The sequence below is a fragment of the Enterococcus dongliensis genome (genome assembly GCF_031927985.1).
Taxonomy (GTDB): Bacteria; Bacillota; Bacilli; order Lactobacillales; family Enterococcaceae; genus Enterococcus_A; species Enterococcus_A dongliensis.
Window position 1 is genome coordinate 1 of the sequence record NZ_JARPZC010000010.1, and the last position, 23,193, is coordinate 23,193.

Below are 23,193 nucleotides of genomic sequence, written 5' to 3' on the forward strand. Positions count from 1 at the left end.
TGTTTCTATTAAATAGAAACGCCCTACACATTTGGTTTGTTTTATTCGTTCAGTTTTCAAAGGTCTACATTGTTTGTAGCGTTGTTTCAGCAACTTTTAAATCATAACAGATTGCAAAGTAGATGTCAATAACTTTTTTGAAGTTTTTTCGAAGAAGTTGTTGTCATCGTTTATTGCGACTTTGATAGAATAACTGAAAATCAGTTGTCTGTCAATAACAATTTTAGGTGTTCCGAAAGGTTTTTTGCTGTCTCAGAACATAAAATAATATATCAGTTTTAGAGCATTTGGTCAACGAAAAAATAGCAATTTTATCCACTTTTTTTAAACACGATGTATAAATATAAAATTTAAAATTTCGTTCGTTTTTTTGTTTTTGAAAAGGGATTTTCTATCTCATCTGAAGTTTAACTTTCGGTATTTTATTTTTGATTTTTCTTTAACTCCTAGTGCTGTCTTTCGCCTTCCTTTGATTTCTTTGGTAAAATAGGAATGTAATTATTTTTATTATGGACGGAGGAACATTTAATGAAAGTTTTAGTTGCAGATGACGACAAAGAGATTGTCGAACTATTAAGTATTTATTTGCATAATGAGGGGTATGATGTCGTAAAAGCCTATGATGGGAAAGAGGCATTGAGTAAACTGCGTACGACAAATGATATCGAATTGCTCTTATTAGATATCATGATGCCCGTTATGGACGGCATGCAAGTTGTAAAAGAATTAAGAAAAGAATCACAGATACCTATTATTATGCTAACAGCGAAAACAACGGACATGGATAAGATCAAAGGGTTAGTCGCTGGTGCCGATGATTATGTGACAAAACCGTTTAATCCATTGGAAGTGATGGCTCGGGTCAAATCGTTGTTGCGTCGAACAAAGATGCACATTGCCGAAGATCAACCTGATATTCTTGAGATTCAATCATTAATCATTAACAAAGATTCTCATGAAGTCAAAACAGTTGATGGTAAAGAAATTCAATTAACCGCTTTAGAATTTGGAATCTTGTATTTATTAGCAAGTCATCCAAATCGTGTTTTCAGTGCGGATGAAATTTTTGAACGGGTTTGGAAACAAGAGAGTATCGTTTCAGCAAAAACGGTCATGGTTCACGTCAGCCATTTGCGGGATAAGATCGAAGAAGCAACAGATGGCGAAAAAGTGATCCAAACCGTTTGGGGTGTGGGTTATAAAATAGATGCAAAATAAACTAGAAAAGAAAAAACGAATCACGCTGACTTCCAAAGAAGTAAGTGAACTGATTGCTGAAGGAATCATCACGATTATTTTGTTGCTTCTATTAAATGTAGCAATTATGGTCCTTTTTACACAGATACTTAATAATTCGCCAGATTTGACCGACGCGATCTATCGAACAAAAGATATCTTTGCCAACAATTTAGGAAGTGATATTTTTTGGAGCGGACGTAACTTTATGATTCCTTTCTTTGTTCTCCTTGATGTTTTGATTGTTTTTTGGCGATTGATTCGTCGATATCGGCAAATGCAGCTGCGCCATATCATCAATGAACTGCATTATATAGCTAATGGGAATTATGATTATCGGATTCCGTTTGAATTACGCGGTGACCTTAGCAAAGTGGTCGATAGTATCAATGGGTTGGTCGACAGTACCGTCGCCGCAATCGAAGATGAACGAGAGATTGAAAAGTCCAAAGATGAACTAATCACCAATGTCAGCCATGACATTCGAACTCCTTTGACTTCAATCATTGGCTATCTAGGATTGATTGAAGATGGGCAATATCAAAACAAAGAAGAAATCCTAAAATATACTAGTATCGCCTATAATAAAGCCAAACAAATGAAATCTTTAGTTGAAGATTTATTTGAATATTCTAAAGTTCGTCAGCCTTCTGTCCCGGTCAATACTGTCTCTTTTGACATGGTTCAACTCTTAGAACAGTTAGCAGCTGATTTTGAATTGGAAGCTCATAAAAAGGCTATTCAGATTCAAGTTGATACTACAGAAAATCAATTAGTTATGGACGGCGACACGGAAAAACTTGTGCGTGTCTTCAATAACTTGATCACTAACGCGTTAAAATATGGCGGTAATGCGGATAAAATCGTGATTGAGATTGAAAAAACTAAAAATGAAGCCGTCGTGACTGTCAAAAACAACGGACAACCCATTCCAAGGGAAGCTTTGGAACAATTATTTGATCGTTTTTACCGTGTCGATGGATCACGTTCACAAGAAATCAGCGGAACAGGCTTAGGTTTAGCTATCGCACAAAATATCGTCAATCTTCATGGCGGTTATATTTATGCCCAATCAAATGAGGAGTGGACATCTTTCATTATTCATTTGCCGCTTTATAAAAATCAAATGAAGAGCTTTCAAGATAATCATTGACTTTAATTTTTTGATTGCTTATACTGGTCTCAATAAGATATACAGGAAACCAAGTACATAAGTTTGTTTTTCTAGAGAGTTGATGGCTGGTGGGAATCAACAAAACAACTTAAGGAAATCCAGTTTCACTAACTGTGTTTTTTGAAAGAAAAACCGGGTGACGTCGATACCCGTCGATCAAGTGCAGCTTCGGCTGAATTTGGGTGGTACCGCGAAATTCAACACCGTTTCGTCCCTGTTATATGGGATGAAGCGGTGTTTTTTAGTTTAAAAGGAGGAAAAATAATGCTAGATGTAAAAATGATTCGTAACAATTTTACTGAAGTGAACGAAAAATTAGCGACTCGTGGCGTGAAGGAAGAAATCTTGAAACGGTTCTTAGAACTAGATGAACAACGCCGCCAGTTATTAGTAAAAACCGAGGAATTGAAAAAATATCGGAATGATGTATCAAATGAAATCGCCAAATTAAAACGTGAAAAAAGTGATGCCGCCGATAAAATTGCTGAAATGAAAGAAGTCGGGACAAAAATCAAGGACTTTGATGCCCAAGTTGCTGAGATTGACGCCCAATTAACTGAGATTGCTACGACTTTACCTAACTTGCCTCATGATTCTGTGCCGATTGGTGAAGATGAAGACGACAATGTTGAAGTTCGTCGCTGGAGTACGCCCCGTCAATTTGCCTTTGAACCAAAACCACATTGGGAAGTCGCAGAAAATCTAGATATCTTAGATTTTGAACGAGGAGCAAAAGTTTCTGGTAGCCGGTTTGTTTATTACAAAGGTTTAGGCGCACGATTAGAACGCGCAGTCTATAATTTTATGTTGGATGAACACGTTTATGAACAAGGATATACAGAAATGATCACGCCTTTCTTAGTGAACAGCAAATCAATGTTTGGGACAGGACAATTTCCTAAATTCAAAGAAGATGTTTTTCAAATTGAAGACCGTGATCTAACATTGATCCCTACAGCCGAAGTTCCTTTGACAAATTACTACGCAGATGAAATCTTAGACGGAAAAGAATTGCCAATCTACTTCACTGCCTTGTCTCCTTCTTTCCGTTCTGAAGCAGGTAGTGCCGGACGCGACACCCGTGGATTGATCCGTTTGCATCAATTCCATAAAGTTGAAATGGTAAAATTCAGTGATAAGGATTCTTCATATGATGAATTAGAAAAAATGACACAAAATGCGGAAGTTCTTTTACAAAAACTAAACTTGCCTTATCGTGTCATCACTCTATCAACCGGTGATATGGGCTTCTCTGCTGCGAAAACTTATGACCTAGAAGTTTGGGTCCCTGCCCAAAATACGTATCGTGAAATCAGTTCTTGTTCAAACTGTGAAGATTTCCAAGCACGACGCGCAATGATCCGTTACCGTGATGAAAATGGGAAAGTCCAATACGCACATACGCTAAATGGTTCTGGTTTGGCTGTTGGTCGAACAGTGACTGCAATTTTAGAAAATTATCAAAATGAAGATGGTTCAGTTACAATTCCTGAAGTTTTAGTTCCTTATATGGGAAATGTAAAGGTCATCAAAAAAGAAAAATAAGTAAAAAATATAGCAGCATCGCAAAAGCGATGCTGCTGTTTTTTTTGCAATAACTTATCGATTTTTATTGTTCGACTGAGTAGTTTGGTGCTTCTTTCGTGATTTGAACATCATGAGGGTGAGATTCTTTCAAACCATTTCCACTCATCTGAACAAATTGAGCATTTTCACGCAGATGTTCTAAGTTGCCTGCACCGACATAACCCATCCCGGCTTTCAATCCGCCGATCATTTGGAAAATAATATCTGCTGCGGTTCCTTTGTAAGCCACCCGTCCTTCGATACCTTCAGGAACTAATTTATTGGCTTCATTCACGCCACTTTGGAAATAACGATCACTTGAACCTTTTTCCATCGCGCCTAATGATCCCATTCCGCGATAGGTTTTAAACCGGCGACCTTGATAGATCTCAAATTCACCTGGTGATTCATCTGTTCCGGCTAGCATCGAACCTAACATCACCGCATGCCCACCGGCTGCTAGTGCTTTGACGATGTCGCCTGAATATTTGATTCCGCCATCGGCGATGATTGCTTTGCCATATTGTCGTGCGACAGATGCTGCGTCGTAAATTGCTGTCAATTGTGGTACGCCGACTCCTGCAACGACACGTGTCGTACAGATCGAACCTGGACCAATCCCTACTTTTACAACATCTACACCCGCATCATACAAAGCTTTTGCTCCTTCAGCAGTTGCGATATTACCGGCAATCAATGTCGCTTCAGGGAAAGTAGCCCGAATCTCACTGATTTTACGCAAGACACCGGCACTGTGTCCATGTGCAGTATCAATGACGATTGCATCGACTCCAGCGGTTAATAAAGCTTCAGCCCGCTCAAATGTATCGCTCGTAACTCCGACTGCTGCGGCAACTAATAAACGGCCATGTTCATCTTTTGCAGCATTAGGAAATTCAATCACTTTTTCAATATCTTTAATCGTAATCAAGCCACTTAAGCGGCCTTCTTCATCGACAATCGGTAATTTTTCAATCTTGTGTTTTTGTAATATCTTTTCAGCATCTTGGAGTTTCGTGCCTACCGGTGCGGTTACTAGACCTTCTTTTGTCATCACTTCGTAGATAGGAATATCGTAGTTTGTCACAAAACGCATATCGCGGTTCGTGATGATTCCTACTAATTTGCGATTTTCCAATGTTTCTACAATCGGAACACCGCTAATCCGGTAACGACTCATTAATTCTTCCGCATCTCGTACTTTATGTTCTGGTGTTAAGAAAAACGGATCGATGATTACACCGCTTTCTGAACGTTTTACTTTACGAACCTCATCTGCTTGGGCAGCGACACTCATGTTTTTATGGATGACTCCCAGGCCGCCTTGCCGAGCCATCGCGATCGCCATTTTACTATCTGTCACTGTATCCATACTTGCACTCATCAATGGAATGTTCAATTTTATATTTTTTGCCAATTGTACACTCATGTCCACTTCATTCGGCAATACATGACTCTCCGCCGGAATCAATAATACATCATCAAATGTCAGACCTTTTTTTGCAAATTTCGTTTCCCAATTAGACATCGTTCGTTGCCACTCCCCAGAATTATTTTTAATAAAAAAACTAACAGAATGCGTGAGTGAAGTCAACAACTTGTGCTGAATTCCTCATCTAACCCTTATTTTTCTTAAAGTTCAAATTCTTTTGCTAGTAATTCCGTTGTGATTTCGGTGTCTTCTCCAAACATTTGATACGTTACTTGATTGGTCTCATTGTCTCGAATCAAATAAAAGCCTTCCTTATTAGTAAAGTTATCTAAATGGATCACCGTATACCGTTCATCGATTTTTTGCATGCCTTTAACGATCTCTCGTAACAATAATTTCGCATGATGAATATTTTCTTGTCGTTCTTGGGCTTTTTTAACTGATGCAGTCAACGTGTATCCTTCATCCAAAAAGTGCTTGATAATCTCTACTCGAATGACCATGGGTAATTCAAACGTTCGATTGCCATTTTTTTCCCCTGTTGATCGAATGTATCCCTTTTGTTCCCAATAGCGAATTTGACGTGGGGAAACGCCAGTCACTTTGCTCAATTCACTGATACCTACTAATAAATCTGTACTTTCTAGGAGTTGCTTCACCATATTATTTTTCACAACGCATCCCTCTCTTTACTTTATGATTATACTTTCGCTAACATCTATGTCAAGTAAGTTGACAAATAATTCAAATAGCAGTAAAGTAACAAACGAACATTTATGTTTCTGAAAATTTCCAAAAAGAGAGAAGGCGTTAGATCGTGAGTCATAATCAAACGGTCGATATTTATGGAAAACCTTACAATCGTTCCTTGCTAGTTGTTGTCCTATTAATTGGAACATTTTGTACGGTATTGAATCAAACTTTGTTAACTACAGCTTTTCCAGCACTAATGAAAGCTTTTGATATCTCAGCTTCCAGTGTTCAATGGTTAACGACCGGCTTTTTGCTGGTAAATGGAATCATGATTCCAATCAGTGCATGGTTGATCAACAAATTTAGTTCAAAAAAATTATATTTAGCTGCTATGATGATCTTTTTGATCGGTACGATCACTTGTTTCGTCGCACCAAACTTTTCTACCTTATTAATCGGACGTTTAGTCCAAGCCGCAGGCGTCGGGATCTCGATGCCTTTATTACAAAACATTATGCTATCGATTTTTCCACCAGAAAAACGCGGATCAGCGATGGGGATGGCTGGTATTGTAGTTGGATTGGCTCCAGCTTTAGGTCCCACCCTTTCTGGTTGGATTATCGATCACTATACTTGGCGTGATCTTTTCGGTATGGTGATCCCAATCGTAGTTTTAGTTTTAGTATTAGCGAGCTTCTTAATGAAAAGTGTTATCCGATTATCTAATCCAAGTATCGATATTTTATCTGCTTTATTGTCGACAATCGGTTTTGGTAGTTTGCTCTACGGCTTTTCTTCTGTTGGGAATGACGGCTGGGGCAGTATGAAAGTGATTGGCTTTTTGATTGTTGGGATTATAGTCATCGCCTTGTTTGTCTGGCGTCAACTACAATTGGAACAGCCATTTTTAGAATTACGGGTATTCAAATCCCCCATCTTTACAATCACAGCAATTTTAAGTGGTGTCGTCAATATGGCGATGGTGGGTGCTGAAATGGTTTTGCCTTTGTATATCCAAAACATCCGAGGAGAATCGGCTTTTCATTCGGGTTTAATGTTATTACCAGGGGCTTTAATCATGGGACTCATGATGCCTATCACTGGTGCAATCTTCGATAAACATGGTGCAAAACGATTAGCTATCAGTGGTATGTTGATCCTTACTGCTGCTACGTTACCTTTTGCCTTTTTGACACAAGAAACACCAATCGCTATGATTGTTATCTTGTATGCTCTACGTATGTTTGGGATCTCTATGGTTATGATGCCAGTCACTACTTCAGGGATGAACGCTCTACCAATGAACTTGATTAGTCATGGTACAGCCGTCAACAATACTTTCCGTCAAGTAGCAAGCTCGATCGGTACCGCTGTTTTAATCAGCATTTTGACAAATGTAACAAAAGACAATCTACCAAAAGCTTCGCTATTGAAAACATTGCCGCTATCTTATAAAACTCAAGCCCTCGATGCTACTTTATCTGGTTATCATGCAGCCTTTTTCGTCGCTGTCATTTTTGGGTTGATTGGTTTTGCCATCACCTTCTTCTTGAAGGCAAATAAAAAAGTTGCCGGAGGTGTTGTAAAATGATTTTCATCGTAACAATCATAAGCGTGCTTGCTTTTGCTCTGACCAATATCTTTGCAAAAAAAACTTGGCAGACCGCACTATCCATGATTTTTGCGGTCGTCTTCTTGCTCAGCTTAGGATTTATCACTGCAAATGATCACTACCATTATGGGATGAAACAACTTACAGAGACAACGACTCAAACATTGACTACCGCAGCTGATAATAAAGATATTGATTTGCTGCTTTATAAACCACTCGGTAATGGTACAGAAAAAGTTTATTTATATAAAACCAATGATTCCCAAGATAAACCAAAACCGACTGGAACAGATCATGTCAAAAATATCGTAAAAAACACGCAAAAAAATGCGCAGTTACAAATCGACAAAACCTACTGGGTTTATAAAAACGATACTGCCAAATTTTGGTTTAGCCTTTCCAGTAAAGATCACCAATTGATCAAAGAAAAAAATACTTTCAGTATTCCTAAGAATTGGGTAGTCTTAAGTACTGAACAAGCAGAAAAATTAACTAAATTAGTTCAAGAAAACAAAACTGCGATGGAAACAGACGCAAAATCTTTCGTTCAAGCAAAAGTCAAAAAAGCTATGCTTCAGCAACCCACGATGAATCAAGCAACACAGCAAAAAATCATCCAGCAAGCTACTGTTGAATATCAACAACAAGCCTTAGCTAAACTAATTGCTGAAGTTAAATAAAAAAGAAGGAAGTTCATAATGAACTTCCTTCTTTTTTATTTACGTGGTGCAGTGGCTAAACTGCTGATAATACCAAAGCGTTTTTTCAAATAGTAACGCAAGACTAATGCAAGACCAGATAATACGACTAAAACTATCGGATCAAGAATAGGATTTAATGCTGGTGGCAACAAGGCCGCACCGTTGAATACTAAAAACCAGACAAGTGTAACCGAGGCTAACATAAGGATCGTTTTCCAAGTTTTTGGTTTTTTTGATTTATCTGCACCCGGTTGATCATACTGATAAATAAATAGATACATCATGTAAAATACTAATCCGCCGACTGCTGAAGCGACGATCAGCGCAGTGATTCCATAAGTAACCGGCTGTGTTCCACGTGAAACAAACAGTCCCATAATTCCGGAAACTATACCTAGCAAACCAAATAACAATAAGAAATTGTCCAACCACATCAATGATGCAGTCGTTGATTTTTTCTGTTCAACAGGTTTATTTACGATTGCATCTAATCGCTCTGAAACTGTCCCAAATAATTGTCGTGCGGTTTTTCCAGCTTTTTGTTCTTCTACTAAAACTGGCAGCATTTCATTTAAAGCCTTGATGGTCTGTTCTTCCGTTAAATTTGCTGCTTTTAAAGCTTTTTTCAAGTCAAAAATGTACTGTTCATTTCGTTTGGTCAATTTTTCTTCAAGCTGTACATTTTCTGCTTGCAACGTTTGCAATTTCTCTGGTTCCATTATTTCTTTCCTCCTAAACGTTGAAACGGAACAACATTACATCGCCATCTTGCACGACATAATCTTTTCCTTCTAATCTAACACGCCCAGCTTCTTTTGCCGCGTGCATACTGCCATATTTATCCAGATCTTCAAAAGATACTGTCTCAGCACGAATAAATCCACGTTCAAAATCTGTATGAATTATTCCTGCAGCTTGAGGAGCTTTCATCCCTTTGCGGAAAGTCCACGCTCTAACTTCTTGTTCTCCTGCAGTAAAATAAGTAGCTAAGCCTAATAAATCATATGCTGTACGAATCAATTGATCCAACCCGGATTCTTCGATTCCCATCGCTTCTAAAAATTCTGCTTTATCTTCTTCTTCCAATTCAGCGATTTCTTCTTCGGCTTCAGCACAGACGACGATTACTTCTGAATGTTCACTGGCAGCAAAGTTTCGAACAGTTTGTACATATTCATTATCATCTGGATTTGCAACCGTCTCTTCATCTACATTTGCTACATAAAGAACCGGTTTACTCGTCAATAAGAATAAGCCTTTGACGATTTTTTGTTCTTCTTCAGTAAATTCGATCGTTCGAGCCGATTGACCTTCTTCTAGAACTGGTTTTAATTTGTCTAGAACGGCCAATTCTGCAACGGCATTTTTTTCTTTTGTTTTCGCTACTTTGGCTACTCGTGTATATCGTTTGTTGATTGAATCTAAGTCAGCTAAAACTAATTCTAAGTTGATTGTTTCAATATCTTCTAACGGATCAACGCGTCCTTCCACGTGTGTGATGTTTTCATTATCAAAACAACGGACTACGTGACAAATGGCATCTACTTGACGGATATGGCTCAAAAATTGATTTCCCAATCCTTCTCCTTTGCTGGCACCTTTGACGATTCCAGCGATGTCAGTAAATTCAAATGTCGTGGGAACTGTTTTTTTCGGATGAACTAATTCAGTCAAGCGTTCTAAACGCCAATCAGGGACTTCCACCATCCCGACATTTGGATCGATTGTTGCAAAAGGATAGTTGGCAGCTTCTGCACCTGCTTTAGTAATTGCATTAAATAGGGTAGATTTACCTACGTTGGGTAATCCTACGATTCCGGCTGTTAAGGCCATGATATACTTCACTCTTTCTCTACTAAGGAATTATTCTTGAGTCAACTCTGTTTTTTTCTCAAGGATTTTTTTCATTTTCTTTTCAAAGTCACGGCGCGTCATCATAACGATATGTCCGCAATTGATACATTTGATTTTAATATCCGCACCCATCCGAATGATCTCCCAGCGATTTGTCTGGCAAGCATGCGGTTTTTTCATCTCAACGATATCACCTAAATCGTACATCTGGCAAACCTCCTATGTTAAATTTAAGTATTCAGCTTTTTAATAAAACTAAGCGATTTTAATCCAACTAAGCTTCATCAAAATGAATATTCAAAATATCTAAGATTCGAGTCAAATCTGATGGTGACAGGTATTCAATCGAAATCTTGCCTTTGCCGTCTTTTTCAACGATTTCGACACCGGTTCCGAACTTGTCCATCAGGCGGTCTTCGCTTTCTCGCAAGTAGTATGGTTTTTCTTTTGCTAGTCGTGGCCCTTTTTTCTTATCTTTGGCCTTGCCTTCATTGTATTCATTAACGATCTGCTCTAATTGGCGGACGGTCAAATTCTCTTTCACCGCACGATTGGCTAGTTTTAAGATTTGATCTTTTTTCTTCAATCCTAGCAACGTTCGTGCTTGGCCCATTGATAGCCGTTCATCTTGCACCATTTCTTTGACTAGTTTAGGCAAAGTTAATAAGCGTAAGTAGTTGGCGATATACGGACGGCTCTTTCCTAACCGATTGGCGACGTCTGCTTGCGTCAGTTTTAAATTTTTCATCAGCATCTCATAGGCTTCGGCTTCTTCTAGCGGGTTCAGATCTTCCCGCTGCAGATTTTCTAAGACAGCAACTTGCATCATAGCTTCTTCATCAAACTCACGAATGATAGCCGGAATAGTTTCTTTCCCAGCTAATTTTGACGCACGAAAACGACGTTCGCCGGCAATCAATTCATACCCTTTCACCGCAGATTTTCTTACGATGATTGGTTGAAAAACACCAGATTGCTCAATTGAGTTAGCTAGTTCTTGCAATGTCGCTTCATCAAACGATTTTCGTGGTTGATAAGGATTGGGACGCAGATCACTTAACGGAATCTCGATCACTTGGTCCTTTTTCATATCAACTTCTTCAATCTCAGACAAATCTTGAAACAAGGCATCAATCCCGCGGCCTAAACCTTTATTTTTGCTCACGAACTAACACTTCCTTTGCTAGAGCTTGATAGACTTCGGCACCTTTTGAGCGTGGATCGTAATCAATGATTGGCTTTCCATGACTAGGTGCTTCGGATAAGCGAACATTTCTTGGAATGATCGTATCATAAACTTTTTCTTGGAAATAGCGCCGCACTTCTTCTACTACTTCTGCTCCTAAATTCGTACGTGCATCATACATCGTCAATAAGACGCCTTCAATCTCTAATCCTGGATTAAAATGTTTTTGAACTAGACGCACTGTATTTAGTAATTGACTCAATCCTTCTAACGCGTAGTATTCACATTGAACTGGGATCAAAATGGCGTCACTAGCTGTAAAAGCATTGATCGTCAAATGTCCTAGAGATGGCGGACAGTCTATCAGAATAAAGTCATACTCGTCAATAACTTCTGCTAGCGCGCTCTTTAGACGAGACTCTCGTGCCATCATAGAGGTCAATTCGATCTCCGCGCCAGCTAATTGCAATGTTGCAGGAACGATCGACAAATTTTCTCGCGATGTTTCAATAATCGTTTCTTTGATTGGGATCTCATTGACTAAAACATCATAAATATCTTGCTTCACATCTGGTTTGCGCACGCCTAACCCGCTGGTCGCATTTCCTTGCGCATCGCTATCGATCAATAAGACTTTCTTACCATCATAAGCTAAGCACGCACCTAAATTCACAGTCGTCGTTGTTTTTCCAACGCCGCCTTTTTGGTTTGCAACAGATATGATCCGTGCCATTTAATTTCCTCCTAGTTCGTACTAATGAATTTTTCCTAAAAACCGCTACGTGTTTTCTGTATTTCTCATTTTGACGTATTCATTAGATTTATTTTAATGGCTGCTTGTTGGGCATCCCTGGTTTGCGTGGGTATTTTTTTGGGGTTTCTTTCTTTTTTTGTACAGTGATGATGTGCCGTGTATCACCATTTGGCAGTGAGACATCCTCTGCTTGGATCAGCTTACCGCCCAATAAAGCGATCGCAGGTCGTGCTTCGGTCAACTCTTCTTCACTTTTCGCTGCTTTCAAGGCAAAGAAACAACCATTTTTTTTCACTAAAGGCAAACACAATTCCGTCAACACATTTAATCGAGCAACTGCTCGCGCAGTAACAAAATCATAGGCTTCACGAAATTCAGGCGTTTGTCCAAAAGTTTCCGCCCTATCATGATAAAGATTCACACCATCTAATTGCAAAGCCGTCACTAAAGTTTTCAAAAAAGTAATCCGCTTATTTAACGAATCGACGATAGTGATCTCTAATTCTGGAAAAACAATCTTTAATGGTACACTGGGAAAACCAGCACCTGATCCTACATCACATAACTTTCCTTCTGGTTTGAACGTATCAGAAAAAGCCAATGTGATAGAATCGTAAAAATGCTTCAAATAAACTTCTTCGTGTTCAGTAATGGCGGTAAGATTCATTTTTTGGTTCCATTCAACCAATAAATGAAAATAAGTCGCAAATTGATCCATCTGTTTTGCCGATAATTGGATCCCTTGCTTCTCTAATTCCGCTTGAAATTCTTCTGGTGTCATAAGAAATCCTTTCATTTTCGTGAAACAGAAAAATGTTTCACAGACTATTCTCTACTTTAACGCATTATTACGTTACATGCAATGGTTTACGTATGTTTCACAAGGAGATTAAGAAAGCTTTAATCCCATTTTTTATTCAAATTTTCTAGACAAAAATCATAGAATTTTTTTAGAACTGGGATCTCTAAATTATTTCTTTTTACCGCTAAATAAATATTACGATCATCCACTCTATCCTTTATAGTAATTTTTTTTACTGGAAATGAGGTGATCGACATAACATTAGGCATGATAGCGATTCCATAACCTTCTCCAACAAATCCTAAAATACTATGATCTTCTTCTAATTCACAAACTATTTTTAAATCTAGTTTTAGCTTCCTAGTTTGCTGATCTAAATAAGGACGCAAACCACTTTGTTTATTATAGTAAACATAAGGATATTCAGTAGTTTCAGCTAATGAGATAGCATCATACCTTGCCAATGGATGGTTCAAGGGCACTACCACCACCATCTCTTCCTGTGTTAAAATTTGATAAATCAATTCAGGATCATCACTCACCTTTGAGCAAATACCAATATCGATGTGATCTTCAAGCAGCATTTTAATGATTTGATTAGAATTTCCTTGTTGAAATTCAAAACTAACTTTGTCATTGCCCTGCTGATGGAAAGACTGGGCTAATCTCGGTGCTAGTTTAGCCCCCATCGTAAAAATAAAACCAAATTGGATTTCACCTGAATTAGGATCAATCATCTCTTGCAGTTTTTTTTGACCCTTTTCAATCCTAGCTAATGCTGGAGCTACATACTCGTAAAATATTCGTCCGTGGCGAGTCAACTGGATGTTTCGCCCCTTCTTTTCAAATAATGTCACTCCAATTTCTTGTTCTAACATTGTCATCGCATGGCTAATATTGGGTTGCGATGTATTGGTCTTTTTGGCCGCTTGCGTCATGTGTTCCGTTTGCGCTAATATAACAAAAAATTCTAATTGTCGTAAATTCAATTTTTCACCTCATTTACTAAAAACTATAACTCTATTCAATAAATAGAGTTTATCAATTTTATTGATATAAATCATTAGTTTTCATAATAATTTTGAGGTACTATGTGTGTGAATACAAGTGAATAAAATCACATGAAAGGAGCCTTTAATGAAAAAAAATCACTATGGTTTGTTAATATCAAGTTTATATTTCAACTATATTTTCCAAGGAATGGCGGCTATTCTTCTGTCACAAAATATGACAAACTTAAGGCTACATTGGCAAGCTACTACTTCTCAAGTCACCTTAGTTATGAGTGCTATTGGCTTAGGAAGAATTTTGAGTCTATATTTTTCAGGTTATTTCTCAGATAAATTTGGGCGCAAAAAAACTGTTTTGATTGCCATCATATCTTATATGATTTTCTTTTCTGGAATGCTTTTGAGTCCGAATTATCAATTAGCCTTTTTTTTAGCAATGTTTGGCGGAATTAGCAATGCTTTCTTGGATACAAGTACTTATCCGACTTTAGTTGAAGCATATCCAGATGAGCGAATAAATAGTTCTTTGAGTGTATTAAACAAAGCTTTTATCTCACTCGGACAATTTTTACTTCCTTTTATTACTCGATATTTACTGCAACATGATTTATTTTTTGGCTGGCCTTTTATTTTATGTGCATTATGTCTATTTGCTAATATGTTTTATTTGATGTTTGCCCGCTTTCCGAGATCGACGACAATTATAGAAAAGGAAACACAAGATATTATACAAATCACTTCAAAAAATCGTGGAAATTTTAAAATTGATGGAATCGCCTTGTTAGTTTTTTCATTTGTCTCTGTTTCCTTGTTCAATATTTTTATTTTATGGATTCCTCAGTATGCCGAAAATATGCGGATTGTTTCCCATGAAAATAGTTTGATTTTTGTCAGCCTCTACAGCACTGGCTCGTTTATCTCAGTTTTTTTTACTTCTGGAATCGTGAAAAAAGGGATCAATATACCTAAATTTATCAGTTCTTGTCTAGTCATTTCCGGTTTAACACTGATTTCGATGTTGATTCATCCGAACTTTGTTACTGTCGTTATAGCTGCGATATGTATTGGAATTTTTACTGCCGGAGGTATTTGGCAATTAGGACTTGCTTTGATGTTAGAATTATTTCCTAAACACAAAGGTAAATGTACCAGTTATTATTCACTTGCTACATCTGTTTCGATCATGGTCACACCTTACATCACTGGCTTACTTAGTGAGCAAAAAATCACTTATGTATTTTGGTTCATCATTGTTTTAAATGTTATTGGTTTGGTTGCTTCTCTCATTATTAGTTATCGTTACGATAAATTGGTGAAGCAGCTGGTCTTAAACTAGTTGTTTTATTGATTTATTTTATTGGTTTCATCCAAATAAAGCATTAGTTTTTAATCAAATTAAATTTTAAAATAGAGTTAACTAATTGTGATTGAGTTCTCAATCAAATCATTTAGAAAACGCTTAGATTGGTAATTACTGATCAAATAAACTTGAAAAGAGGAAATTTCTAATGACTGAAAGACTTACTGGACATACTTTACTAATCAGCTTAATTGCAACTCCGATTCGACATAGTATGTCTCCTACCATGCATAATGAAGCTTTTGCCAAACTAGGACTTGATTATGCTTATTTAGCTTTCGAAGTAGGTAATAAAGAACTAAAAGATACTGTTCAAGGTATCCGTGCTCTAGGAATTCGTGGATCTAACGTTTCGATGCCCAATAAACAAGCAATTATTCCTTATCTAGATGAAGTATCACCTGAAGCAATGCTGATAGGTGCTGTCAACACAGTAACTAATCTTGATGGTAAAGGACATCTCGTAGGATACAATACAGATGGAATCGGTGCTATGTCTGCATTAAAAGATGAAGGAGTCGAAGTTAAAAATCAAATTATCACTTTAACAGGTGCTGGTGGTGCAGGAACTGCTGTCGCGATCCAAGCTGCCTTTGACGGTGCGAAAGAACTACGTATTTTCAATATTGATGATGGTGTTTTTTCAAATGCTAAAGAAACTGCACGTAAAATCAATGAAAATACAGCATGCCGAGCAACAGTTACTGGTTTAGCGGATCAACAAGCATTTAAAAAATCAATTGCCGAAAGTAGTATCTATATTGATGCAACTGGTGTTGGAATGAAACCATTAGAAGATTTGAGTTTAATTACTGATCCTGCTGTCATTCGCCCAGACTTAGTTGTTTTTGATGTCGTTTACGCTCCACGTGAGACAAAATTACTAAAATTTGCCAAAGAACATGGAGCAAAAAAAACAATTAATGGACTCGGTATGATGCTTTATCAAGGGGCTGCCGCTTTTAAACTATTTACAGGTGAGGATATGCCTGTCAGCTATATCAAAGAACTATTATTCAACGATTAGGAGGAATATAATGAAAACAGTAACTGTTGGTCAAGTTACCATCGGTACAGGTCAACCCAAAATCATCGTTCCGATGGTGGGGAAAACTGAGTCTGAACTCTTAACAGAAGCAAAAATGATCCATTCATTGGATTGTGATTTAGTCGAGTGGCGGATCGATTTTTTTGATCATGTTCAAGTGCCGCAAATAGTCGCTAAGCTTTCACATACATTGAAAACTATACTAAAAAAGCCGTTATTGATCACTTTTCGTACAAAAAAAGAAGGCGGTGTATGTGAGCTTTCGGATGCTGATTACTTTGCTCTTTATCAAACAATCATCGCCGAAGGTTGTTTGGATTTATTGGATATAGAATTGTTCATGCCTGAGGAAAATGTAGCAGAAACGATTGATCTCGCTCATAAAAATAACATTAAAGTCATTTTATGTAATCATGATTTTAACCAAACACCTGCAAAAAAAGAGATCGTCACTCGACTACAAAAAATGCAAAACAAAGGAGCAGATATTTGTAAAATTGCTGTGATGCCTCAAAATTCCGCTGATGTACTGACTTTACTAACAGCCACTCGTGAAATGCACGAAGAGCATGCTGACGTTCCATTAATCACTATGTCAATGGGTGCCTTAGGAATGATCAGTCGTGTCTCCGGTCAACTCTTTGGTTCTGCTGCAACTTTTGGTTCTGCTAAAACGGCATCAGCTCCTGGTCAAATTCCTGTTGCAGAATTACGAAAAATGTTGGCTACACTAAAATTAACTCAATGAGCTAAATTCTCTCAAAAATCCATTGAGAAATATTTGTTAAAACACGTTATATATTTTCTTGTTTTTAGTTATTTATTGCTTATAAAAAAGTAACTGTTCCAAAAAACCAGAAGAAAATGTTTCACATGAAACATTTTCTTCTGGTTGATTGTATTTCAAATAATTAGCTATTTGAAATACTTTTATCTTGATACAATCTACGATTCAATGATTTTCTTAAAAAAGAAATACTCACATCCTAGTATCGGAACATCTTTGATCTTTCCAAATTCCTCATACCCGTTTTTCTTATAAAAATTAGGTGCTTCAAATGAAAAAGTCTCTAAATGAATGGCTTTACAGTGCTCTCTTTTAGCAATAAATTCAATCTCAGACAACAATTTTCTACCTTGTCCTTGTCCCCGCAAATTTTCATCCACCCAGAAAAAATCAATATGCATGATGTTCCAAAAACAATGGGCTGCAATTCCGCCTACAAGTTTATCTTCATCGTATAAATAGCAGCCAAAAGTAGATTCCGGTAGTGTATCAATCGTGGTAGGTAATTTTTTATTGCCAAAAGCAACAATTTTATCTTTAATTTTCGCCTGTAGTTCCAGTGTATTATTTTCTACTATACGCACTTTTATTCTCCTATCTGATTTTTACATTGAATGAATTGATCAATCATTTAATAAAAAAAGCCCAATGGATAATGGGCTAATTTGTTATTATTTCCATAATTTTTCTGTTTTAATAACGAGGTGATCTGTATTACGAATCGTGTATTTGTATCCCGGACTAGCAGGATATGAAGCATTTCCATCATAAACTATTAATTCAGTTGTTTCTCCATTTTTGATAAATTCATCATAACTACCGCCTGCTCCGCTAATATTAGCCCAATGCAGGACTAGCCGGTTACCGTTTTGTTCAACTAAACTCCAACATTTTCTATCATAATTTTCCCATACGATATTTTTACTTATTTCGTTTGAGGTATTTTTATAGACCGCTTCATAAAATTGAATCGCTTCATCCATTGAAGACCACGTATCAGTATTTTGAGTGCTTTGATCTTGAGTAGGTTGACTAGCAGAAGTACCACCTGCAATATTTTGAAAACCTGTATTTAATTGACTATTTTCTGTCGGAGTAAAATGCAATGCTCCGTCAGGCATTCCTTGATTTTGCATAGAGACTAAAACGATAGGTTGATCCTTATTGAAACCAAAGAAATAAACATGTCTGACTGCATATGAAGCCGTTTCTGCATCGGAATAAACTGAAACGATTGTATATTCTGCAGACGATTTTCCGCTAGCAGACCATTCAGCTGATACAATCTTATCGTTGACTGCAATTGGTTGCTTTGTTCCCAATACATCATCCGGTAAATTTAATCCATAAAAATTAACATTTTGACCAGGTTGATATTCCTTATAAGATTGTCCCATCGTATTGCCCCAATTTTTCATAAATGTGCGCAGTTCACTAGCCTTTTGCTCCGTCCAAACAGTAGCTGTTTCACTAGTTTCTTTATTATTTTCTGATGATGTTGGAACATTTTTTTTGAGATGCGAACGAGTTTTTTCCTTGTTCCCCGTACGCTTAGTAGTTGAATAAGTTTCTGAAATTTTGACAGAATTCTTGCTTTCTGATCCCTTAGTCTGTTTTTGGTCTTTACAGCCTGCTAAACTAAACAAACAAATCCCTATACTTACCCCAACAATGAGCTTTTTCATTTGATCACTCCCAATTTATCTGCTTTTAGCTTAGCAAATAGCCTCCCTTATTAAAAGGTCTTTTCCTAAATAGATTGCTAAAAACAAAAAAACGGCTGAATATCAAGCCGTTTCTGTGCCAACCTTCGCAATTTTCCCTTGTTCGATGTAGACCATCAAGATACTGATGTCTGCAGGATTCACACCGCTGATACGGCTAGCTTGGGCAATTGTTTCTGGTTGGATTTTTTGAAGTTTTTGTTTTGCTTCAGTAGCTAAACCATTGATTGCTTCATAGTTGATGCGTTCTGGAATGCGTTTAGCTTCCATTCGTTTTAACTTATCGACTTTTTCCATCGCTTTTTTGATATAGCCTTCATATTTGATTTGAATCTCGACTTGCTCGATTTCTTTTTCCGTCAATTCGTCATTAGCAGGAATGAATAGCAATAGTTCTTGATAAGAAATTTCTGGTCGTTTTAAGAAATCACTCGCCAAAACACCATCTTTTAATTCTGCGCTGTTTTTAGCCCGCAGGAAGCTTTGAACTTCTTCATTAGGTTTTATACGAACAGAACGTAAACGAGCCATCTCAGCTTCGATATGGGCCTTTTTGACTAAGTATGCTTGGTAACTCTCTTCTTCCACCAAACCGATGGCGTGTCCGATTTCTGTTAAACGCAGATCAGCATTATCATGACGCAAAATCAAACGATATTCTGCACGGGAAGTTAATAAACGATACGGTTCATTTGTTCCTTTTGTAACCAAGTCATCAATCATGACACCGATATACCCATCGCTGCGCTTCATAACGAACGGTTCTTTGCCTTGAATCTTTAAAGCGGCATTGATACCGGCCATCAAACCTTGTCCTGCTGCTTCTTCATATCCGCTAGTCCCGTTGGTTTGTCCAGCCGTGTAAAGATTTTCGATAACTTTTGTCTCTAATGTTGGTCGTAATTGGTGCGGTGCAACCATATCATATTCAATTGCATAACCAGTCCGCATCATTTCAGCATTTTCTAAACCTTCGATTGAATGCAATACTTCATTTTGGACATCTTCTGGCAATGATGTCGATAAGCCTTGTACGTAAACTTCTTCTGTATGACGTCCTTCTGGTTCTAAAAATAATTGATGACGTTCTTTGTCTGCGAATCGAACAATCTTATCTTCAATTGATGGACAATAACGAGCACCGACCCCATCAACGATACCGGTAAACATCGGTGCACGATGCAAATTATTTTGGATGATCTCATGACTTTTTAGATTCGTATACGTCAGCCAACAAGGTATTTGCTCTTGTAAGTAGCGGCTGTCTGGTGTTTGATAACTAAAATGATTGGGTTTTTCATCTCCCGGTTGGATTTCTGTTTTACTATAATCGATCGAACCTGATTTTACTCGTGGTGGTGTACCAGTTTTGAATCGATGGATTTCTAATCCTAATTCTTGCAAGTGATCAGCTAATTTAATCGCTGGTTGAGAATTATTAGGACCAGATGAATACTTCAATTCACCGATAATGATCTCACCACGTAAAGCTGTTCCGGCTGTAATAATCACAGCTTCCGCTGAATATCGCGCACCTGTTGACGTTACAACGCCTTTACAAATTCCTTCTTCAACGACTAGCCGATCTACTACACCTTGTTTCAAGGTCAAATTTTCTGTTTTTTCAATCGTATGCTTCATTTCTTCTGCATACGCATGTTTATCTGCTTGTGCTCGTAATGCGCGTACCGCGGGGCCTTTTCCCGTATTTAACATTCGCATTTGAATATAAGTTTTATCGATATTGCGTCCCATTTCACCGCCAAGTGCATCAATTTCTCGCACGACGACACCTTTGGCTGGACCACCAATCGAAGGATTGCATGGCATAAATGCCACCATATCCAAATTGATCGTAATCAATAACGTTTTTTGTCCCATTCGCGCTGCTGCTAAGGCTGCTTCAGAACCAGCGTGTCCCGCACCTACGACAATCACGTCATACTTTCCTGCATTGTATTCCATATCGATGCTCCTTCTTATTTTCCTAAACAAAATTGGCTAAATAATTGTGTGATCAATTCGTCTTGTACACTGTCGCCAACAATCTCACCCAAATAATCCCAACACCGTGTCATATCGATCTGAACTAAATCTACCGGCATCCCTGCCATAATCCCGTTACGGACTTCAGTCAATGATTGACCGGCTTTTTCCAGCAGTGCGATATGACGAGTATTTGATACATAGGTCGCGTCTTTCTCTCCGGTTTGGCCACCAAAAAAGAGTTTTGCGATAGCTTCTTCTAATTGATCCAAACCTGCTTTTTCCAAAACAGAGATTGCAAAAATTTCTTCTTCACTCAGATATTCTGCTAGTTCAGCAGGTGATAATCGACTAGGCAAATCAGTTTTATTTAATAAAACAATCCGTTTCAAGCCTTGTGTCGCTGCTAATAATGCTTGATCTTCGTCAGTCAGCGCTTCGCTTTGATTCAAGACCAATAAGATGAGGTCAGCCTCACTTAACGCTTTTCGACTACGTTCTACGCCTATTCGTTCCACCACATCATCCGTTTCACGGATTCCTGCTGTATCGATTAATTTCAATGGTACACCACGAACATTGACATATTCTTCAATCACATCGCGTGTCGTTCCAGCTATTTCTGTAACGATTGCTTTTTCCTCATGTAATAAATAATTTAATAAACTTGATTTCCCAACGTTTGGTCGACCAATAATTGCTGTGCTCAGACCTTCGCGTAAAATTTTTCCTTGCTGAGCGTTTAATAACAACGCATCGATCTGTTGACCGACTTGTTGCGCTTTTTCCAATAACAATTGGGTCGTTAGTTCTTCTACATCATCATATTCTGGGTAATCAATATTCACTTCAACTTGTGCCAACGTTTCTAAAATTTCTTGGCGCAATTCACGAATCAAATGAGACAAATTTCCATCTAATTGATTGATTGCGACATTCATCGCTCGATCTGTTTTTGCTCGAATCAAATCCATGACCGCCTCTGCTTGAGACAAATCTACACGACCGTTCAAGAAAGCTCTTTTCGTAAATTCACCAGGTTCTGCTAAACGGGCACCTGAACGTAGGATTAATTGCAACAATTGATTAACGACCACGATACCACCATGACAATTGATTTCAACGATATCTTCTCTAGTAAAAGTTTTAGGTGCACGCATCACACTTACCATTACTTCATCAACTACTTGCTGATCAGCAGGATCAACGATATGTCCATAATGAATCGTATGTGTTGGAACATCTGACAAACATTTTTTTCCGCTTTGATAAACACTGTCTGCAATCGCTACTGCCTGATCACCGCTCAAGCGTACAATACTGATTGCACCTTCGCCTGGCGGGGTCGAAATTGCTGCGATCGTATCAAATTCTAAGGTGATTTCTGCCACTTTATTTCCTCCTGTTTCTTTTTTAGAGCATAAAAAAAGTGCCTACTCCACCCCTTAATAAGGAGTAGATTGAGCACTTTGACTGCTTTTTCTACAAAATTCTGGTGTAAGATTAGCATATTTTTTTTAACAATTCAAGCATCCTTGCTGAAATCCCACTGTTTTCTCAAATTTTAGTAAAGAAAGCTTATTCTTCAATAATTAAAGAATATGCCTGGGAACTTTCGTAGATACCTTGCGTTTTGAATGTAACAGGTTTTGAAAATAGTGGTCCATCAATCACTAATGTATGATATTCCCCATTTTCTCCACAAACATCTAAATCATTTTTTATTAAATAATCAATAAAAGCATCATCCAATGGTCGACCTAGAAATTCAACCGGAATTCCTGATTTTTTGCTAACTGTCTTAATAATTGCTTGATACCCGCTAGAAAGAAATTGATTCACAATTTCACGACGTTCGCATTGCCATAATGGTAAATAAGGCGTTAATCCTGCTTCTTGGGCGATACGTTTATCCCAATCACCGTTCTCTTCAATGTCGATATCGCCAAAACAAATACTGCTGATTCCTTCTTTTTGGATTTCTTTTAATGCTTTGAGCATTTGTTTCTCATAATTTTTGCCGTCTGTTTTAACAATCACTAATGGGAGATTCAATGCAGTAGCAGCACTCTTTAGAATACCTTCTGGAACACCATGAAACCAAGAGCGATTGATTTCTTCGTTTAAACTGGTAATCAGTCCAGCTGGCTGCAGACCTTGTTTAACTAAGGTATCCAGCGCTAAAATGCAGTCTTTTCCAGAACTAAAACTTAAATAAAATTTTTCCATAATCTCTCTTCTTTCTTACTTGGATTTTTCAAAGAAGTT

22 protein-coding genes are annotated in these 23,193 nt (G+C 37.7%); 8 read left to right on the top strand and 14 right to left on the bottom strand.

All coding sequences use genetic code 11. The annotated features are described in order from the left end of the window. Positions 1–528: 528 nt before the first annotated feature. The 3 genes from croR to serS all read left to right on the top strand — a co-directional run bounded on the left by croR (position 529) and on the right by serS (position 3,955). Entirely contained in the window at positions 529–1,218 is a 690-nt protein-coding gene (gene croR / locus P7D84_RS08290; RefSeq protein WP_137603697.1) for a response regulator transcription factor CroR, read from the top strand. Beyond that, positions 1,208–2,389, top strand: a complete 1,182-nt coding sequence (locus tag P7D84_RS08295; protein ID WP_311805997.1) for a sensor histidine kinase — start codon at positions 1,208–1,210, stop codon at positions 2,387–2,389. Before croR ends, P7D84_RS08295 begins: the two co-directional genes overlap by 11 nt. A 285-nt stretch (positions 2,390–2,674) precedes the next feature. Continuing rightward, positions 2,675–3,955 (top strand): serine--tRNA ligase, encoded by a 1,281-nt coding sequence (gene serS, locus P7D84_RS08300; RefSeq protein ID WP_311805998.1) that lies wholly within the window; start codon positions 2,675–2,677, stop codon positions 3,953–3,955. A 64-nt stretch (positions 3,956–4,019) separates the two neighbouring features. Here serS and guaB read toward each other — a convergent pair whose 3' ends face one another. Both guaB and P7D84_RS08310 read right to left on the bottom strand, forming a co-directional pair. Continuing rightward, a complete protein-coding gene (guaB, locus tag P7D84_RS08305; protein WP_137603694.1) occupies positions 4,020–5,504 on the bottom strand; it encodes an IMP dehydrogenase in 1,485 nt (494 codons plus the stop codon). A gap of 104 nt (positions 5,505–5,608) precedes the next feature. Beyond that, the gene (locus tag P7D84_RS08310) at positions 5,609–6,082 is read right to left on the bottom strand and encodes a MerR family transcriptional regulator (RefSeq protein ID WP_137603693.1); all 474 of its coding nucleotides are present in this window, start codon (positions 6,080–6,082) and stop codon (positions 5,609–5,611) included. Positions 6,083–6,225: 143 nt separating this feature from the next. On the opposite strand from P7D84_RS08310, the gene P7D84_RS08315 reads away from it, so the two are divergent. Together P7D84_RS08315 and P7D84_RS08320 are read left to right on the top strand one after the other, a co-directional pair. Further along, positions 6,226–7,692: an MDR family MFS transporter gene (locus P7D84_RS08315; RefSeq protein ID WP_311806000.1), complete on the top strand. Its 1,467-nt coding sequence runs from the start codon at positions 6,226–6,228 to the stop codon at positions 7,690–7,692. Continuing rightward, positions 7,689–8,393 (top strand): DUF4811 domain-containing protein, encoded by a 705-nt coding sequence (locus tag P7D84_RS08320; RefSeq protein ID WP_137603691.1) that lies wholly within the window; start codon positions 7,689–7,691, stop codon positions 8,391–8,393. The genes P7D84_RS08315 and P7D84_RS08320 overlap by 4 nt, the downstream gene beginning before the upstream one ends. A 35-nt stretch (positions 8,394–8,428) precedes the next feature. Here the strand turns inward: P7D84_RS08320 and P7D84_RS08325 are convergent, their stop codons facing one another. The 7 genes from P7D84_RS08325 to P7D84_RS08355 all read right to left on the bottom strand — a co-directional run bounded on the left by P7D84_RS08325 (position 8,429) and on the right by P7D84_RS08355 (position 13,999). Continuing rightward, the gene (locus tag P7D84_RS08325) at positions 8,429–9,133 is read right to left on the bottom strand and encodes a DUF1129 domain-containing protein (RefSeq protein WP_137603690.1); all 705 of its coding nucleotides are present in this window, start codon (positions 9,131–9,133) and stop codon (positions 8,429–8,431) included. Between the two features lie 13 nt (positions 9,134–9,146). Further along, on the bottom strand, positions 9,147–10,247 hold the full coding sequence (gene ychF, locus P7D84_RS08330; RefSeq protein ID WP_137603689.1) for a redox-regulated ATPase YchF: 1,101 nt from the start codon (positions 10,245–10,247) through the stop codon (positions 9,147–9,149). A 30-nt stretch (positions 10,248–10,277) separates the two neighbouring features. After that, on the bottom strand, positions 10,278–10,475 hold the full coding sequence (locus P7D84_RS08335) for a DUF951 domain-containing protein (protein ID WP_137603688.1): 198 nt from the start codon (positions 10,473–10,475) through the stop codon (positions 10,278–10,280). Positions 10,476–10,542: 67 nt separating this feature from the next. Further along, positions 10,543–11,433 carry a ParB/RepB/Spo0J family partition protein gene (locus P7D84_RS08340; protein ID WP_137603687.1) on the bottom strand — a complete coding sequence of 297 codons (891 nt, stop codon included), beginning with the start codon at positions 11,431–11,433 and terminating at the stop codon, positions 10,543–10,545. Next, complete coding sequence (locus tag P7D84_RS08345) at positions 11,420–12,187, bottom strand: ParA family protein (protein WP_311806002.1); 768 nt, start codon at positions 12,185–12,187, stop codon at positions 11,420–11,422. Before P7D84_RS08345 ends, P7D84_RS08340 begins: the two co-directional genes overlap by 14 nt. Before the next feature lie 88 nt (positions 12,188–12,275). Further along, on the bottom strand, positions 12,276–12,989 hold the full coding sequence (gene rsmG, locus P7D84_RS08350; protein ID WP_137603685.1) for a 16S rRNA (guanine(527)-N(7))-methyltransferase RsmG: 714 nt from the start codon (positions 12,987–12,989) through the stop codon (positions 12,276–12,278). A gap of 119 nt (positions 12,990–13,108) precedes the next feature. Then, entirely contained in the window at positions 13,109–13,999 is an 891-nt protein-coding gene (locus P7D84_RS08355; RefSeq protein WP_311806003.1) for a LysR family transcriptional regulator, read from the bottom strand. A 148-nt stretch (positions 14,000–14,147) separates the two neighbouring features. Here P7D84_RS08355 and P7D84_RS08360 point away from each other — a divergent pair, with 148 nt between their 5' ends. The 3 genes from P7D84_RS08360 to aroD all read left to right on the top strand — a co-directional run bounded on the left by P7D84_RS08360 (position 14,148) and on the right by aroD (position 17,176). Then, positions 14,148–15,356, top strand: coding sequence for an MFS transporter (locus P7D84_RS08360; protein WP_311806004.1), 1,209 nt, complete (start codon positions 14,148–14,150; stop codon positions 15,354–15,356). Positions 15,357–15,528: 172 nt separating this feature from the next. Beyond that, positions 15,529–16,407 (top strand): shikimate dehydrogenase, encoded by an 879-nt coding sequence (locus P7D84_RS08365; RefSeq protein ID WP_311806006.1) that lies wholly within the window; start codon positions 15,529–15,531, stop codon positions 16,405–16,407. Between the two features lie 10 nt (positions 16,408–16,417). Then, entirely contained in the window at positions 16,418–17,176 is a 759-nt protein-coding gene (aroD, locus tag P7D84_RS08370) for a type I 3-dehydroquinate dehydratase (RefSeq protein ID WP_311806008.1), read from the top strand. Between the two features lie 197 nt (positions 17,177–17,373). Here the strand turns inward: aroD and P7D84_RS08375 are convergent, their stop codons facing one another. From P7D84_RS08375 to P7D84_RS08395, 5 genes are all read right to left on the bottom strand, one after another. Then, complete coding sequence (locus P7D84_RS08375) at positions 17,374–17,799, bottom strand: GNAT family N-acetyltransferase (protein ID WP_311806010.1); 426 nt, start codon at positions 17,797–17,799, stop codon at positions 17,374–17,376. An 87-nt stretch (positions 17,800–17,886) separates the two neighbouring features. Further along, positions 17,887–18,900, bottom strand: a complete 1,014-nt coding sequence (locus tag P7D84_RS08380) for a DUF4767 domain-containing protein (protein ID WP_311806012.1) — start codon at positions 18,898–18,900, stop codon at positions 17,887–17,889. A gap of 102 nt (positions 18,901–19,002) precedes the next feature. Continuing rightward, positions 19,003–20,904 carry a tRNA uridine-5-carboxymethylaminomethyl(34) synthesis enzyme MnmG gene (mnmG, locus tag P7D84_RS08385; RefSeq protein WP_311806014.1) on the bottom strand — a complete coding sequence of 634 codons (1,902 nt, stop codon included), beginning with the start codon at positions 20,902–20,904 and terminating at the stop codon, positions 19,003–19,005. A 14-nt stretch (positions 20,905–20,918) separates the two neighbouring features. Then, the gene (gene mnmE, locus P7D84_RS08390; RefSeq protein WP_311806016.1) at positions 20,919–22,316 is read right to left on the bottom strand and encodes a tRNA uridine-5-carboxymethylaminomethyl(34) synthesis GTPase MnmE; all 1,398 of its coding nucleotides are present in this window, start codon (positions 22,314–22,316) and stop codon (positions 20,919–20,921) included. A gap of 187 nt (positions 22,317–22,503) precedes the next feature. Then, entirely contained in the window at positions 22,504–23,154 is a 651-nt protein-coding gene (locus tag P7D84_RS08395; protein ID WP_311806018.1) for a Dph6-related ATP pyrophosphatase, read from the bottom strand. Between the last annotated feature and the right edge of the window lie 39 nt (positions 23,155–23,193).

Coding starts and splice junctions, on each gene's coding strand:
- P7D84_RS08395 (WP_311806018.1), bottom strand. CDS start 23,154: ATGGAAAAATTTTATTTAAGTTTTAGTTCTGGAAAAGACTGCATTTTA.
- P7D84_RS08295 (WP_311805997.1), top strand. CDS start 1,208: ATGCAAAATAAACTAGAAAAGAAAAAACGAATCACGCTGACTTCCAAA.
- P7D84_RS08335 (WP_137603688.1), bottom strand. CDS start 10,475: ATGTACGATTTAGGTGATATCGTTGAGATGAAAAAACCGCATGCTTGC.
- P7D84_RS08380 (WP_311806012.1), bottom strand. CDS start 18,900: ATGAAAAAGCTCATTGTTGGGGTAAGTATAGGGATTTGTTTGTTTAGT.
- serS (WP_311805998.1), top strand. CDS start 2,675: ATGCTAGATGTAAAAATGATTCGTAACAATTTTACTGAAGTGAACGAA.
- P7D84_RS08365 (WP_311806006.1), top strand. CDS start 15,529: ATGACTGAAAGACTTACTGGACATACTTTACTAATCAGCTTAATTGCA.
- rsmG (WP_137603685.1), bottom strand. CDS start 12,989: ATGACACCAGAAGAATTTCAAGCGGAATTAGAGAAGCAAGGGATCCAA.
- croR (WP_137603697.1), top strand. CDS start 529: ATGAAAGTTTTAGTTGCAGATGACGACAAAGAGATTGTCGAACTATTA.
- P7D84_RS08320 (WP_137603691.1), top strand. CDS start 7,689: ATGATTTTCATCGTAACAATCATAAGCGTGCTTGCTTTTGCTCTGACC.
- ychF (WP_137603689.1), bottom strand. CDS start 10,247: ATGGCCTTAACAGCCGGAATCGTAGGATTACCCAACGTAGGTAAATCT.
- guaB (WP_137603694.1), bottom strand. CDS start 5,504: ATGTCTAATTGGGAAACGAAATTTGCAAAAAAAGGTCTGACATTTGAT.
- mnmG (WP_311806014.1), bottom strand. CDS start 20,904: ATGGAATACAATGCAGGAAAGTATGACGTGATTGTCGTAGGTGCGGGA.
- P7D84_RS08345 (WP_311806002.1), bottom strand. CDS start 12,187: ATGGCACGGATCATATCTGTTGCAAACCAAAAAGGCGGCGTTGGAAAA.
- P7D84_RS08360 (WP_311806004.1), top strand. CDS start 14,148: ATGAAAAAAAATCACTATGGTTTGTTAATATCAAGTTTATATTTCAAC.
- aroD (WP_311806008.1), top strand. CDS start 16,418: ATGAAAACAGTAACTGTTGGTCAAGTTACCATCGGTACAGGTCAACCC.
- P7D84_RS08325 (WP_137603690.1), bottom strand. CDS start 9,133: ATGGAACCAGAGAAATTGCAAACGTTGCAAGCAGAAAATGTACAGCTT.